Annotated in this window: 14 protein-coding genes and 1 riboswitch; of the genes, 12 read left to right on the top strand and 2 right to left on the bottom strand. The window is 45.4% G+C overall.

From position 1 onward, the window contains the following. Window positions 1-75 precede the first annotated feature (75 nt). The 6 genes from BK126_RS11310 to BK126_RS11285 all read left to right on the top strand — a co-directional run bounded on the left by BK126_RS11310 (window position 76) and on the right by BK126_RS11285 (window position 5,837). Window positions 76-1,626 carry an ABC-F family ATP-binding cassette domain-containing protein gene (locus BK126_RS11310; protein ID WP_076312769.1) on the top strand — a complete coding sequence of 517 codons (1,551 nt, stop codon included), beginning with the start codon at window positions 76-78 and terminating at the stop codon, window positions 1,624-1,626. A 76-nt stretch (window positions 1,627-1,702) separates the two neighbouring features. Continuing rightward, a riboswitch (TPP riboswitch) is annotated at window positions 1,703-1,813 on the top strand. Between the two features lie 197 nt (window positions 1,814-2,010). Continuing rightward, window positions 2,011-2,655: a thiamine phosphate synthase gene (locus BK126_RS11305; protein WP_076312768.1), complete on the top strand. Its 645-nt coding sequence runs from the start codon at window positions 2,011-2,013 to the stop codon at window positions 2,653-2,655. A gap of 14 nt (window positions 2,656-2,669) precedes the next feature. Continuing rightward, a complete protein-coding gene (gene thiO, locus BK126_RS11300) occupies window positions 2,670-3,809 on the top strand; it encodes a glycine oxidase ThiO (protein ID WP_076312767.1) in 1,140 nt (379 codons plus the stop codon). Then, a complete protein-coding gene (thiS, locus tag BK126_RS11295; protein ID WP_076312766.1) occupies window positions 3,806-4,009 on the top strand; it encodes a sulfur carrier protein ThiS in 204 nt (67 codons plus the stop codon). Before thiO ends, thiS begins: the two co-directional genes overlap by 4 nt. 2 nt (window positions 4,010-4,011) lie before the next feature. After that, complete coding sequence (locus BK126_RS11290) at window positions 4,012-4,779, top strand: thiazole synthase (protein ID WP_076313509.1); 768 nt, start codon at window positions 4,012-4,014, stop codon at window positions 4,777-4,779. Continuing rightward, window positions 4,776-5,837 carry a thiazole biosynthesis adenylyltransferase ThiF gene (locus BK126_RS11285; RefSeq protein WP_076312765.1) on the top strand — a complete coding sequence of 354 codons (1,062 nt, stop codon included), beginning with the start codon at window positions 4,776-4,778 and terminating at the stop codon, window positions 5,835-5,837. Before BK126_RS11290 ends, BK126_RS11285 begins: the two co-directional genes overlap by 4 nt. A 64-nt stretch (window positions 5,838-5,901) precedes the next feature. Here the strand turns inward: BK126_RS11285 and BK126_RS11280 are convergent, their stop codons facing one another. Next, window positions 5,902-6,543, bottom strand: a complete 642-nt coding sequence (locus tag BK126_RS11280; RefSeq protein ID WP_076312764.1) for a thiamine diphosphokinase — start codon at window positions 6,541-6,543, stop codon at window positions 5,902-5,904. Between the two features lie 136 nt (window positions 6,544-6,679). Here BK126_RS11280 and BK126_RS11275 point away from each other — a divergent pair, with 136 nt between their 5' ends. Both BK126_RS11275 and BK126_RS11270 read left to right on the top strand, forming a co-directional pair. Continuing rightward, the gene (locus tag BK126_RS11275; RefSeq protein WP_076313508.1) at window positions 6,680-7,336 is read left to right on the top strand and encodes a trimeric intracellular cation channel family protein; all 657 of its coding nucleotides are present in this window, start codon (window positions 6,680-6,682) and stop codon (window positions 7,334-7,336) included. A gap of 43 nt (window positions 7,337-7,379) precedes the next feature. Then, window positions 7,380-7,847, top strand: a complete 468-nt coding sequence (locus BK126_RS11270) for a low molecular weight protein-tyrosine-phosphatase (protein ID WP_076312763.1) — start codon at window positions 7,380-7,382, stop codon at window positions 7,845-7,847. 185 nt (window positions 7,848-8,032) lie between these two features. Here the strand turns inward: BK126_RS11270 and BK126_RS11265 are convergent, their stop codons facing one another. Next, on the bottom strand, window positions 8,033-8,767 hold the full coding sequence (locus BK126_RS11265; RefSeq protein ID WP_076312762.1) for an alpha/beta hydrolase: 735 nt from the start codon (window positions 8,765-8,767) through the stop codon (window positions 8,033-8,035). Window positions 8,768-9,026: 259 nt separating this feature from the next. Between BK126_RS11265 and pdhA the strand changes: the two genes are divergently transcribed. The 4 genes from pdhA to lpdA all read left to right on the top strand — a co-directional run bounded on the left by pdhA (window position 9,027) and on the right by lpdA (window position 14,002). Next, the gene (gene pdhA, locus BK126_RS11260; RefSeq protein WP_047910617.1) at window positions 9,027-10,094 is read left to right on the top strand and encodes a pyruvate dehydrogenase (acetyl-transferring) E1 component subunit alpha; all 1,068 of its coding nucleotides are present in this window, start codon (window positions 9,027-9,029) and stop codon (window positions 10,092-10,094) included. Between the two features lie 82 nt (window positions 10,095-10,176). After that, window positions 10,177-11,157, top strand: a complete 981-nt coding sequence (locus BK126_RS11255; protein ID WP_076312761.1) for an alpha-ketoacid dehydrogenase subunit beta — start codon at window positions 10,177-10,179, stop codon at window positions 11,155-11,157. 114 nt (window positions 11,158-11,271) lie between these two features. After that, window positions 11,272-12,582: a dihydrolipoamide acetyltransferase family protein gene (locus BK126_RS11250; RefSeq protein WP_076312760.1), complete on the top strand. Its 1,311-nt coding sequence runs from the start codon at window positions 11,272-11,274 to the stop codon at window positions 12,580-12,582. Window positions 12,583-12,586: 4 nt separating this feature from the next. Continuing rightward, complete coding sequence (gene lpdA / locus BK126_RS11245) at window positions 12,587-14,002, top strand: dihydrolipoyl dehydrogenase (RefSeq protein ID WP_076312759.1); 1,416 nt, start codon at window positions 12,587-12,589, stop codon at window positions 14,000-14,002. Window positions 14,003-14,095: the final 93 nt, after the last annotated feature.

The following is a 14,095-nucleotide window of genomic DNA, read 5'->3' as shown; positions in this document are numbered from 1 at the left end:
AATCTTCAATGAATATTCGATTAAATATCAGAGACTAAAGGCGAATGCCATACAAGATAGGAGTAACTGCATTATATGAGTTTATTGACTGTAGAAAATGTCAGCCACAATTTTGGAGATCGCACATTATTTAAAAACGTTTCTTTCCGCTTACTGGCGGGCGAGCATGTGGGATTGGTCGGTGCGAACGGCGTAGGTAAATCAACGCTGATGAATATTTTGACAGGACAGCTGCTGAAGGACAGCGGCAAAGTAGAGTGGACACCGAAAGTCCGCTACGGATACCTGGATCAGCATACCAAGCTGACACCGGGCAAAACCATTCGTGACGTATTGAAGGACGCCTTCCTGCCTTTACTTGAACTGGAAAAAGAAATGATGGTCATTACCGAGAAAATGGCGGATGCCTCTCCAGAGGAATTAGAGCTGCTGCTTGAAGAAATGGGCGAGATTCAAGAGCAGCTGGATATTGGTGATTTTTATTTGATTGATGTCAAAGTAGAAGAGATGGCGAATGGGCTTGGTCTGAATGCGATAGGACTTGACCGTGACGTATCAGCCCTTAGCGGAGGACAGCGGACGAAGGTGCTACTAGCCAAGCTGCTTCTTGAGAAGCCTAACGTTCTTCTCCTGGACGAGCCTACGAACTATTTGGATGTTGAGCATATTGAATGGCTGACTCGTTATTTGAAGGACTATCCATATGCCTTCATGCTGATCTCACATGATACGGAGTTTATGAATCAGGTAGTGAATGTCATTTATCATCTTGAATTTGCGAAGCTGACCCGTTATTCGGCGAACTATAACAAGTTCCTTGAGATGGCTGATATCAACAAGAATCAGCATATTGATGCTTACGAGAAGCAACAGGAATTTATTAAGAAGCAAGAGGATTTTATTCAGCGAAATAAGGCTCGATATTCAACCTCAGGACGGGCGAAGAGCCGTGAGAAGCAGCTGGATCGTATTGAACGCATTGATCGTCCTGAAGAAGCGGCCAAGCCGGTGTTTGGTTTCAAGGATGCCCGCGCAAGCGGCAAGACCGTATTTGAAGGCATCGATTTTGAGATTGGGTATGACTATCCACTGCTTCCCAAAATGACCATGACGATTGAGCGGGGAGATAAGATTGCCATTGTCGGATGTAACGGCGTTGGTAAATCCACGCTTCTCAAGACAATTCTCGGAAAAATTCCTGCGCTGAGCGGGAAGACTTATCTGGGGGATTTCCTATTCCCGGCTTATTTCGAACAAGAAGTACGTCCTGGCAAAATTACACCAATTGATGATGTATGGAATGAATTCTCTCATTTGAATCAGCATGAAGTACGTGCGCATCTTGCGCGCTGTGGTCTTAAGAATGAACATATTACAAGACCGCTGAACATGCTGAGCGGGGGAGAACAGGCCAAGGTACGTCTATGTAAGCTCATGATGCGTGAGACGAATTGGATTCTATTCGATGAGCCGACCAATCACTTGGATGTGGTAGCCAAGGAAGAGCTGAAGCGTGCACTCAAAGAATTTAAAGGCACGGTATTGCTCGTTTCCCACGAACCGGATTTTTATGAGGATTGGGTAACTAAGACCTGGAATGTAGAAGAATGGTCAACTAAAGTTTAAAATACTAGTCAAGTTAAGACTTTCCAAATCCTTGCTTATGTGTTAACATATTCAACGTAATTCTACAACTGTATAGTAATTTCACTAGGGGGGCCGCACGTGAGCGGCTGAGATGGAATGAATCGATTCCGGACTCTTTGTACCTGATCTGGGTTATACCAGCGTAGGGAAGTGGGAACTGATAGGATGCTAGAGCGCAGGCTTCATGATTCATCGATAGTGATACGCTCTGTAGATTTCATGTATCAGTCTTTGTTGCATTTTATCAATGTAAACTTAACCACTTCCATTAGGAAGTGGTTTTTTTGTTGCCGCGATGGCTTGCGGGACATGCGGGGATTCACCCACAGGCTTGTTTTCTCAATAAGGAGGTGATCTATCATATTGAAGCCCGAATTTGAACTAGAACTACATGTGATCTCTCCCTCCTCATCCCCATCTGACTGGATTCCCATATTCTCTACCCTATGGCCTTATACGACGGCTGTACATATCCGGGATAAAATCAGCAACGTGAAGGAAATCGAACAGTTCATAAATACCCTGATCCTTCATCACATTCCAGTGAGTAAGATAGGGCTTAATCGTCAAGAGGATCTGGTATACGAGTATGAGCCAGCCATTCTCCAAATCGGGATGAAGGAGCTTTATCAGATCGAGTCTCTCAAGAGCTCTATGACAAGACGTGGGATCACAAAGACACGTATTGGCGTATCTGTCCATTCCCTCCAGGAGGCAAAGCAGGCTGAGCACCTGGGAGCTGATTTTTTATTGTACGGTCATATTTATCCTTCCTCTAGTAAGCCGGGTGCTGCTCCGAGAGGAGTCGTCTCATTACAGCGGGTTTGTATGGAGGTGCATATTCCGGTTATTGCGATAGGAGGAATTAAGCCGACGGATATTGATGAACTCGTTAATGCAGGAGCATCAGGTATCGCTGTGATATCCGGAGTGATGAATGCAGCAGATCCGCTTGGTGCAGTGCAAGAATATCATCAAGCACTTTGTCGTTATGGACCGATCAAGTAAGGAGGAAGACGGATATGCAAGATTACGAGCAAAACGTGGATACCGCTCGCAGGTCAGAGTTTATCGTGGTTGGCGGAGGGATTATCGGTTCAGCCATTGCTTATTTCTTGGCAAGGGATGGTAAGGATGTTCTGCTGTTGGAGGGAGAGGGGATGGCATCGGGAGCTTCAGGAGCTGCTGCAGGTATGCTGGCGCCGCATTTAGAATCATTCGCAGTTCCTGCGCTAAAAAATTTGGCTGAACGCAGTCTTAAGCTAATCAAACCTTTAATTGATGATTTATCCGCTCTAACTCCTATCGATGTCGCATTGAATAGTGCTGGTTTTGTCTCACCGTTTATGAATGATTCTATGGAATCCATGAAAACGGATTATCAAGAGTACTGGAATCCACTCAAGCTTAGAAGGGAGATTCCCCCGATCTGTGACCAAGCAGAAGGCGCTTATTATTATCCTGATCAGCTTCAGCTGCTGCCTGCCCAATTGAATAGAGCTCTGATTGATGGAGCTAGGGTCAAAGGTGCACGTTATCTGGAGCAACAGCCCGTGGTTTCACTTAATATTCGGAATGGAAACGTTTGTGGTGTCGAAACATCAACAGGAAGCTACGCTTGTGACAACATCATTATCGCATCAGGACTCGGACTGGGTATCAGAGGGGGGCTGTCCAGCCTGGGGATCGATCTTCCTACAGTAGCTGTCAAAGGTGAAATTGTAGCCGTTTACTCACCTGAGATCAGATTGGATTATACCATTTATACACATGATGTTTATCTTGTACCTAAGCCAGGAGGGGAGATATGGATTGGGGCGACGAGCCTCCCTTTTCATAACGATAAGACGGTATCAGTAAAAGGAATACTTCAACTGCTCCAGAAGGGAAGCAAATGGATTCCGCAGCTTGAACACGCTGCTTATGCTCGTTGCTGGGCAGGACTCAGACCACAAACGATCGATGGATTGCCTTATATCGGCCAGTACAAAGGGATTACAGGATTATATATTGCGGCAGGGCATTATCGTAATGGAATTCTTCTAAGTGCAGTAACAGGAGAAATGATCAGCAGACTTGTCGCAGGTGAGAGTGAAGAAGAACTCGGAATAACCGAATTCTCACCTATGCGAAGCTTGGAGAAAGGCAGGTTGGTTCATTGAAGCTAGTCATTAACGGACAATATAAGCCAATTGACGATTCTATTATCTCGGTTAGCGATTTAATAGATTCTCTTGAGTTAGGTGTCAAAACGGTGGTGGTTGAGTGGAATGATCAAATATTAACAAAAGATTTGCATTCCACAACGAAGCTTACAGACGGAGACAAGATCGAGATCGTTCATTTTGTGGGAGGCGGTTAATGATGCTTAATATTGGAAATTATAGCTTTGGTTCACGGCTGTTATTAGGTACAGGTAAATTTGATGATCTGCATGTTCAGCGTAAAGCAGTTGAGATCTCCGAGACGGAAGTGCTTACTTTTGCAGTACGCAGACTGAATCTTGAGAAGAAGGATGAACCGCATTTTCTGGATCAGCTCGACTTATCCAAGTATACATTATTGCCGAATACGGCTGGAGCAAGAACGGCGGAGGAAGCTGTAAAAATAGCCAGACTAGCAAAAGCCTCTGGACTATGTGATATGATTAAGGTAGAAGTGATCGGGGATCAGACTACACTACTTCCAGACCCGCTGGAAACATATACAGCCTGCGAAACACTGCTTGCAGAAGGGTTTATTGTACTGCCATATATTTCGGACGATGTAATGCTTGCAAAGAGATTGCAGCAGCTGGGTGTTCACGCGATTATGCCGGGAGCATCCCCAATAGGTTCAGGACAAGGACTTAATAATCCGAGGGCACTGGAGCTGATCATTGAACAGGCGGCTGTTCCTGTTATCGTCGATGCAGGTATTCGTTCTCCTCGGGATGCATCGTATGCAATGGAGTTGGGGGCGGATGCCGTTCTACTGAACTCCGCAGTGTCTGGCGCAGGAGACCCTGTGAAAATGGCGGAAGCGATGAAATACGCGGTATGGGCAGGAAGGAAGGCCTACGAGTCTGGAATGATCCCGGTCAAACGCTACGCATCGGCAAGCAGTCCGATGGAAGGGATGATTCATACGTGAATAGACAGGATTTGAGCACAAGTGCGTTAACCATACCTGATCGATACTCGAGACAGGAGCTGTTCGCGCCATTTGGCAAAGAAGGACAGCAGAAGCTGAAAAACAGCCATGTGGTCGTTATTGGAGCAGGGGCACTTGGAACGGGAATTGCCGAAACGCTGGTTCGTTCAGGCGTAGGTCGAATAACTATCGCTGACCGTGACTATGTTGAGTGGAGCAATCTCCAGAGACAGCAGTTGTTCAGTGAAGCAGATGCAAAGTCCCGTCTTCCTAAAGCGATTGCTGCCGAGAACCGGCTTCGGCTTATTAATTCGGAAGTGCATATTAATGCTTATGTTCTGGATGTAGGCGCAGAGGAATTAGAAGAATTGATTACAGGCTCGGATCTGATCATGGATGCCACCGATAACTTCGATACCCGTCTGATCATTAATGATATCGCCCAAAAGCACAGTACGCCTTGGATATATGGGGGATGTGTCGGCAGCTACGGTATTACATATACCATTTTACCTGGGAGAACCCCTTGCCTGAATTGTCTGCTGGGTGAGGTCCCGCTTGGTGGAGACACATGTGATACGGCAGGAATTCTTCCGCAGGCGGTCCAGATGGTCACTGCGAATCAGACAGCTGAGGCGTTCAAGCTCCTAACCGGAAACGATGAGGCGCTGAGAAGAAAGCTTCTTTCTTTTGACATGTGGCGCAATGAATATACTACGATTGGTGTTGATCTGGCGAAAAATCCGAGCTGCCTCTCCTGCGGGCATGAGAGAACATATCCTTATCTAAGTGCAGCAAATACCGATCGAACCGATGTGTTGTGTGGGAGGGATACGGTACAGATCAGGCCTGCACGCAGAAGAGAGCTTAACCTGCAAGAAACGGCCGATCGTTTGCGCGGTCTTGATCAAGGCAAGGTTGATGTGAATCCTTTTCTTGTCTCTTTTCAGCTAAAAGAAAAGGTTCGACTGGTCATTTTCAAGGATGGAAGAGCACTGGTTCATGGAACGAAGGATGTAGCGGAAGCACGAACGATTTATCATCGATATTTTGGCTGACTCAATATAGCTGTAAAACAAAACAAAAATCCATTCCGAATCGAATGGATTTTTGTTGTTATATTTAATCCTTGCTCTGAATGACAAGCAGAATGCCTTCCTTAATGCGTATCGTACCTGTTGAGTTTACAATTTGATTGCTGATCCCTAGCGAATCCCCGATGGACAATACTGCGCCCGACAGAGGGTACATAAAGCCATCCAGATCAATACCGCGAACCTCAGTCGTTAGAGGGATTAGAGATATGTAGTCATATTCGCTCTTATGTAAAGTAATACGAGAATCCGTTGCAGTAATCAGGTTGTTTCGGTTTATGATGCTGCAGCGTACACCTTGCTTGAGGGTCTTGGATAAGATCTGTATATTCGCCAGCGTATGATCGAGTCTCGAGCCTGTTGCGCCAAAAATAACAATTTCGGATGGATGAAATGAGTAGGCATATTTTAGAGCAAGCTCTGTGTCAGACAGGTCCTTGTCAATGGGATCACACCTGACGACTTGGTGACTGTATTCTTCAATGCGTTTATATTGCTCCTCCGATACAGAATCAAAATCTCCAACCGCAATCGTAGGCTTGAGCTGCTGATTGACTAAGTACCAAGCGCCGTAATCGGCACCAATTAAGATGTCGTCTGCATTCAGCTTCTCAATATATTCCTCATGAAGCTCCCCGCCTGTAAAGATGGCAACTCGTGTGTTCAGCATTTGGTCACTTCCTTGCTACTTGTTATTCTTTTGAGTATAGTCCACAAATAAAGGTTGCACAAATGGATCGCCCTTGACTACAATGATACAAGTATTGAATATGACTTAATGAGTGAGGTATAGATCGTAAGTGGAAATGAATGTGTTTGAGATCTTTAGTATTATAGGCACAATTGCTTTTGCCATGTCCGGGGCGTTCGTTGCGATGGAAGAGGATTATGATATATTAGGCGTCGTCGTTCTCGGTATGGTTACGGCATTTGGCGGCGGAGTCATACGAAATATATTGATTGGTGTCCCCGTTACTACCTTGTGGAGTCAAGGCACGTTTATTATGCTTGCATTGTTCTCGATAGCAATCGCATTTATTCTGCCAAACTCATGGATCGGGCATTGGAAGAAGACAGAAATGTTCTTTGACGCGATAGGCTTATCGGCATTTGCCATTCAAGGCGGACTCTATGCTGCGGATATGAATCATCCGATCAGTGCGGTGATTGTTGCAGCAGTGTTAACAGGGATTGGCGGCGGAATTATTAGAGATCTGCTGGCTGGACGCAAGCCGCTGGTGCTCAGAGATGAAATTTATGCAGTGTGGGCTATTCTTGCCGGCTTGATGATTGGACTTCATATTGCGGAAGATACAGTAAGTTTACTCATTTTGTTTAGTGTGGTTGTCTTCTTCCGTATGCTGTCTGTCCACTATCGATGGAGGCTGCCGAAGCGTACGCTGCAGACGGTTGAGAATGAAGCTCCGGTTACACCAAGCAAGCAGCACACTATGAATAAATAATATATTTGTTGATATAGCGTGGAAGAAGGGAAGAGTGCAAGAAATGATTCGTGTATTATTCGTATGCTTAGGCAATATTTGCAGATCACCGATGGCCGAGGCTATTTTTCGCCACAAAGTAAAAGAGAGAAATTTAGAGAAACACATTCTCGTTGATTCTGCTGGAACAGGGGACTGGCATATTGGAAAGCCTCCTCATGAAGGGACACAAAAGATTTTAAATCTGCATTCGGTTAGTTTTGAAGGGATGACCGCAAGACAGGTTACAAACAGCGACTTCGGTTCCTTCGATTATATCGTGTGCATGGATAACTCGAATGAGCGAAATGTCCGTAAATTACCCGGTGCAGAACAAGCAAACATATTAAAATTCATGGATTTCCTTCCTGATGAGACACATAGAGAGGTGCCGGATCCATACTACACAGGGAATTTTGATGAAGTGCATAGACTGATTGATTTGGGGAGCGACGTGCTGCTGGATAGAATTACGACAGAGAAGTTGAAATAAAAACAGGCCGGCTCAAGGCAGAGCCGGTTTTTTTGTGTCAACAATTGGTGTATGATAGAACCTGGAATGTAAACGTTAACAAAGATTATGGGCAAATCGGGGAGGAAGAAGATTTCTCCTGAGCCGGATCTGTTTTTAGAACAGCTGTTGTGAACTACCTCATCCCCACACCCGTAGTGAATGTATTATTGTTTATCGAGGAAGTATTCGAGCGCGTCGGGAAGCTCATTTTGCCAGAAGCCCCACTGATGGCGGCCGTCTTTCTCTGTATACTTCACTTTTGCACCACGCTCTTCTAACAACTCACGAGTATCCTGATTCATTTCTACGAAGTTGAAGATGCCATGATCCGTCTCGAAGCGGTCTTCTTGCAGTCCCACGATCATCCAGATGCTGAGCCATGACAGATCGGTGGACTGTGCATACAGCTCTTGTGATTCGGGGTAAAAGGCACCGGACAAGCTGATAACCTTGCTGAACATTTCTGAATACATAAGCGCAATGTGAAGCGAAACACTGCCGCCGAGAGAGTCCCCGGCAAGAATTCTTTCCTCTTTTGTACGCCGAACCGGATATTTTTGCTCGATATAGGGAATGATTTCTTTCGCAAAGGCAGAAGTGTAAGCCTCAAATTGTTCTCCAAAAGGGGCATACTCCTGAGTACGAGTTTTTATGTCAACTTCAACGCCGACAATGATAAAAGGCTCTACACCTTCATCTAAGATCAAACGATTGGCGGTAGTAGCTATACGGCCGAAGTTGAAAAACTCCTCACCGTCCTGACAGTAGACGACAGGATAGCTTAATACTTCATTGTAGCCCGGCGGGAGGTAGATCCGGAGATTTCTTTTTGCGTTTAAAAACCGGCTTTCAATTTCATCCTTCAGGATGGTTCGTTTCAAATAGCGAGAATCCGTCATAAATCGTCACCTTTCTTCGTCTATGTTTTGCATTCGTTTTAACAATAAGATAAGATTAACCCTAGTTGCTCGGCTAGTACAAGCAACAGGTTTTTTCCACAACTGTTATACTAATATAAAACAACTGTTATACATACAAACAAAAGAAAAACTTGAAAAAATCAACGTTTATCTTTGACGTATGTGACAAAACAGGTGTATAATAATTCTATAACAGCGGAACTTGATATTCAAATTTTTTGTTGAGGTGAAGAAAAAAATGAGCAAGGTTCCTTATGAAGTTTATACAGAGGATGTAGAGGCTCTCTCCGTATTGTCTCCTGACGGTGAAATCGTTAACAAAGACAAAATGCCTGAGCTGTCCGATGATCAATTGAAAGAAATTATGTACCGTATGGTATTTACACGTACTTGGGACGACCGCGCAGTTAACCTGGGCCGCCAAGGGCGTCTTGGATTCTACGCTCCAGTATCCGGTCAAGAAGCTTCCATGATCGGCAGTGAGTTTGCCATTGAGAAAGAAGATTACGTAGTACCTGGCTACCGCGACATTCCGCAGCTTGTATGGCACGGTCTTCCGCTGTATCAAGCCTTCTTGTACTCCCGTGGACATCAACATGGTGGTCAAATTCCTGACGGCGTAAACGTTATGATGCCGCAAATCATCATCGGTGCTCAAATTTTGCATGCGATGGGTATTGCTATGGGCTTTAAACTGAAAAACCAAAAGAACGTTGCGATCACTTACACGGGTGACGGCGGTTCTTCCGAAGGTGACTTCTACGAAGGTCTGAACTATGCAGGTCGTTTCAAACTGCCGGTTATTTTCTTCGTACAAAACAATGGCTATGCCATCACAACACCTTTCTCCAAACAAACTGCAGCTCTGTCTATTGCACATAAAGCAGTAGCAGCTGGTATCAAAGGCATCAAAGTTGACGGAATGGACGTATTCGCAGTAATCACCGCTGTTAGAGAAGCTGCTGAACGTGCTCGCAATGGAGAAGGCGCTACTTTGATTGAAGCAGTGACTTACCGCTACCGTCCGCATTCCCTGTCTGACGATGCTTCCAAATATCGTACAAAAGACGAAGAAGGCGAGTGGAACGAAAAAGATCCAATCAATCGTCTTGCTAAGTACCTGGAGAAAAAAGGTCTCTGGACTGAAGAAGATACAGCTCGCGTGAAAGATGAAGCGAAAGCGAAAGTGAACGATGAAATCAAACGCGCTGAGAAAACAGAAAAAATGACAATCCCTGGCTTGATTGACAGCATGTTCGAGCATACTCCAAAACATCTGGAAGAGCAAAAAGCTGATTTTCAATAAAACTTTGGTGTAAGTAATCGTTCCGCTGACCCGGAACTCATATAGGCACGAACTGTTAAATGTTTAAGGAGGATATGAAGCAATGGCACAAATGAACATGAAAGAAGCAATCCGCGACGCCATGCGCGTCGAGCTTAAACGCGATCCGAATGTCTTGATTTTCGGTGAAGACGTGGGTAATGTCGGCGGTGTATTCCGTGCGACGGAAGGTTTGCAAAAAGAATTCGGCGAAGAGCGCGTATTTGATACACCACTTGCAGAGTCCGCTATCGGTGGTCTGGCAGTAGGTCTTGGTGTGACGGGCTTCCGTCCAGTTGCAGAGATCCAATTCGTAGGTTTTATTTTTGAAGCACTTGACCAAATGGCGGTTCAAGCTGCACGTATGCGTTACCGCTCCGGCGGCCGCTACAACTCCCCGATCGTGTTCCGTACACCTTTCGGCGGCGGCGTAAAAGCAGCTGAGCTTCACACAGACTCCCTCGAGGGTTTGCTCACGCAAACACCGGGTATTAAAGTAGTAGTTCCTTCTAACCCTTATGATGCAAAAGGTCTTCTGATTGCGTCTATCCGTGATAACGATCCAGTATTCTTCATGGAGCACTTGAACCTGTACCATGCTTTCCGTGCAGAAGTTCCAGAAGAAGATTACACAGTAGAGCTTGGTAAAGCGAACGTGGTACGTGAAGGTTCTGACGTAACGATTATCGCTTACGGTATGATGGTTCACACTTCTGTTAAAGCAGCTGAAGAACTGGAAAAAACAAAAGGAATCAAGGCAGAAGTTATCGATCTTCGTACGATCAGCCCGATCGACATCGATACCATCCTTGAGTCCGTTAAGAAAACAAACCGTGCTATCGTGGTTCAAGAAGCTCAAAAGAGCTCAGGCGTAGCAGCTGAAGTCATTGCCCAAATCAATGAAAAAGCGATCCTGCACCTGGAAGCACCTGTACTTCGTGTGGCTGCTCCTGACACGGTTTATGCATTCGCTCAAATTGAGGACTCTTGGCTCCCAACTCCTAATCGCGTAATTGATGCGGTTAACAAAGTACTCGAATTCTAATAATTAGATGAACGAATGGACGAATCGTTCGTCCTAAACAGCATAAGGAGCTGAAGTATCAGCTCCTTATGTACAGTTCTTCTATGTAGTCATCTAAAGTAGGAGGTAATACAAGTGGCAAAATTTAATTACAAGTTCCCTGAGCTCGGTGAAGGTCTTCACGAAGGCGAGATCATCAAAATGCACATCAAACCAGGTGATAAAGTAACTGACGACGATATCATCATGGAAGTACAAAATGACAAGGCAGTAGTAGAAGTTCCTTGTCCAGTTAACGGTACAGTACAAGAAGTATTCGCTAAAGACGGCGACATCTTCACTGTAGGTGCTGTTGTGGCTGTAATTGATGCAGAAGGCGATATTCCTGAACAAGAGGAAGAAGAGCAAGCATCTCAAGAAGCTAACGCAGCTAAAGGCGGAGCTGATACAACTTCTTCTCCTGCAGCAAGCAGCCCAAGCGAAGCAAAAGAAGGCGGAGAGAAAGAAGTATCTTCTGCATCTGCAAAAGAAGTTCTGGCAACTCCTAGCGTTCGCAAATTCGCTCGTGAACAAGGCGTTAACATCGCTGAAGTTACAGGTACTGGCAACAACGGTAAAGTAACGAAAGAAGATGTTGAAGCATTCAAAAATGGCGGCGGTCAAGCAGCTTCTGCACCAGCAGCATCTGCAGCTGAAGAAACGAAAGAAGCAGCTAGCGCACCGGCAGCAGCAGCGAATGCTCGTGCTGAAGAAGAGCGTGTACCATTCAAAGGTATCCGTAAAGCTATTTCCAATGCGATGGTTAAATCTGCATACACAGCACCACACGTTACAATCATGGACGAAGTGGATGTAACTGAGCTGGTTGCTTTCCGTACTCGCATGAAGCCAATCGCTGAGAAAAAAGGTACAAAAGTAACTTACTTGCCATTCATCGTCAAAGCACTTATTGCAGCTACTCGCGAGTTCCCTGTAATGAACGCAATGATCGACGAGCAAGCTAACGAAATTGTTTACAAAAAATACTACAACATCGGTATCGCTACAGATACAGACAACGGTCTGATCGTACCTGTTATCCATGACGCAGATCGTAAGAGCATCTGGATGATCGCGGACAGCATCCGTGATCTTGCTTCCCGCGGCCGTGATGGCAAACTGTCCCCTAACGAAATGAAGGGCAGCACAATTTCCATCACGAACATTGGTTCCGCAGGCGGTATGTTCTTCACTCCGATCATTAACTTCCCTGAAGTTGCAATTCTCGGAACTGGACGTATCAGTGAAAAAGCGGTAGTTAAAGACGGTCAAGTGGTAGCAGCTCCTGTTATGGCTCTGTCCCTAAGCTTCGACCACCGTATTATCGATGGTGCAACAGCTCAAAACTTTATGAACTACATTAAATCCCTGCTCGCTAATCCCGAGCTGCTGGTAATGGAGGTATAAAAACATGGTAGTAGGAGACGCTTCTCTCGATATTGATACTCTAGTCATTGGTGCTGGCCCTGGTGGTTATGTTGCTGCAATTCGTGCGGCACAGCTTGGACAAAAAGTGCTTATCGTTGACAAATCCGAGCTTGGCGGTGTGTGTCTGAACCGCGGTTGTATTCCTTCCAAAGCTTTGATCTCTGCAGCACATGCATTTGAGAATGCAAAACACGCGGATCAATTCGGTGTAACTGCTGAGAATGTAACAGTGGACTTTGCAAAAACTCAAGAATTCAAAAACGGCGTTGTTAAAAAGATGACTGGCGGCGTAAGCTCCCTTCTTAAAGGCAACAAAGTTGAAATATTCAACGGTGAGTGCATGTTCATTAACGAAAACGAAGCGCGTGTATTCAATGATCATGAATCTCCGCGTTACCGTTTCAAAAATGCAATCATTGCAACAGGTTCCCGTCCAATCGAACTGAAGCCATTCCCGTTTGGCGGACGCATTCTGTCCTCAACAGAAGCTCTGAACCTGCAAGAAGTACCTGGAAGCATGATCGTTATCGGCGGCGGCTACATTGGTGCTGAGCTTGGTCAAATGTACTCCAAATTCGGAACGAAAGTAACCATCATCGAAGGTATGGATACAGTGCTTCCTGGATTTGACAAAGACATGACTACGCTTGTTGCGAAGAACATGAAGAAAACAGGCATCGAAATCGTAACGAATGCAAAAGCAGAAAGTGCTGAGCAAACGGATAAAGATGTTACTGTTAAATACAGCGTAAACGGCGAAAGCAAAGAAATTACAGCTGACTACCTGCTCGTAACTGTAGGACGTCGTCCTAATACAGATGGTGAGCTTGGTCTGGATCTGATCGGTGTTGAAACAGACGAGCGCGGCTTCGTTAAAGTTGACAACCAAGGTCGTACGAACCATAAGCACATCTTCGCAATCGGCGACATCGTTGCAGGTCTTGCACTTGCACACAAAGCTTCTTACGAAGGTAAAGTAGCAGCAGAAGTTATCGCAGGAATGCCGTCTGTTGTTGATTATAAAGTAATGCCAGCAGTTGTGTTCACGGATCCTGAGTGCTCCAGCGTGGGTTACACTGAAAAAGAAGCAAAAGAGAAAGGATACAAAGTTAAATCCGGTAAATTCTCTTATGCAGGTAACGGTCGTGCCGTTTCCCTTGGACATCCTGAAGGCTTCGTGAAGCTGGTTGCTGACGAAGAAACAGGTCTTGTACTGGGCGGACAAATCGTTGGTCTGGAAGCTTCAAACCTGATTGCTGAAATCGGTCTTGCGATTGAGATGGGTGCTACGCTTGAGGATATTTCCTTGACGATTCACGCGCATCCAACACTTGGTGAAATCGTAATGGAAGCATCTGAAGTGGTACTGGGTCATCCAATCCACACAATGGTACGTTAATTAGTCACACTAAAGTTTCATTCATTAAACAGCATGCATTGATTTGGAGGCAAGAGAGCCATTCGTTCTCTTTGCCTCTTTTTTTCTGCTGAC

The organism is Paenibacillus sp. FSL H7-0326 (assembly GCF_001955535.1).
Taxonomy (GTDB): domain Bacteria; phylum Bacillota; class Bacilli; order Paenibacillales; family Paenibacillaceae; genus Paenibacillus; species Paenibacillus shunpengii.
This window is presented reverse-complemented; position numbering and strand designations above follow the sequence as displayed.

Coding starts and splice junctions, on each gene's coding strand:
- BK126_RS11310 (WP_076312769.1), top strand. CDS start 76: ATGAGTTTATTGACTGTAGAAAATGTCAGCCACAATTTTGGAGATCGC.
- thiO (WP_076312767.1), top strand. CDS start 2,670: ATGCAAGATTACGAGCAAAACGTGGATACCGCTCGCAGGTCAGAGTTT.
- BK126_RS11290 (WP_076313509.1), top strand. CDS start 4,012: ATGCTTAATATTGGAAATTATAGCTTTGGTTCACGGCTGTTATTAGGT.
- BK126_RS11280 (WP_076312764.1), bottom strand. CDS start 6,543: ATGCTGAACACACGAGTTGCCATCTTTACAGGCGGGGAGCTTCATGAG.
- BK126_RS11275 (WP_076313508.1), top strand. CDS start 6,680: ATGAATGTGTTTGAGATCTTTAGTATTATAGGCACAATTGCTTTTGCC.
- BK126_RS11270 (WP_076312763.1), top strand. CDS start 7,380: ATGATTCGTGTATTATTCGTATGCTTAGGCAATATTTGCAGATCACCG.
- BK126_RS11265 (WP_076312762.1), bottom strand. CDS start 8,767: ATGACGGATTCTCGCTATTTGAAACGAACCATCCTGAAGGATGAAATT.
- pdhA (WP_047910617.1), top strand. CDS start 9,027: ATGAGCAAGGTTCCTTATGAAGTTTATACAGAGGATGTAGAGGCTCTC.
- BK126_RS11255 (WP_076312761.1), top strand. CDS start 10,177: ATGGCACAAATGAACATGAAAGAAGCAATCCGCGACGCCATGCGCGTC.
- lpdA (WP_076312759.1), top strand. CDS start 12,587: ATGGTAGTAGGAGACGCTTCTCTCGATATTGATACTCTAGTCATTGGT.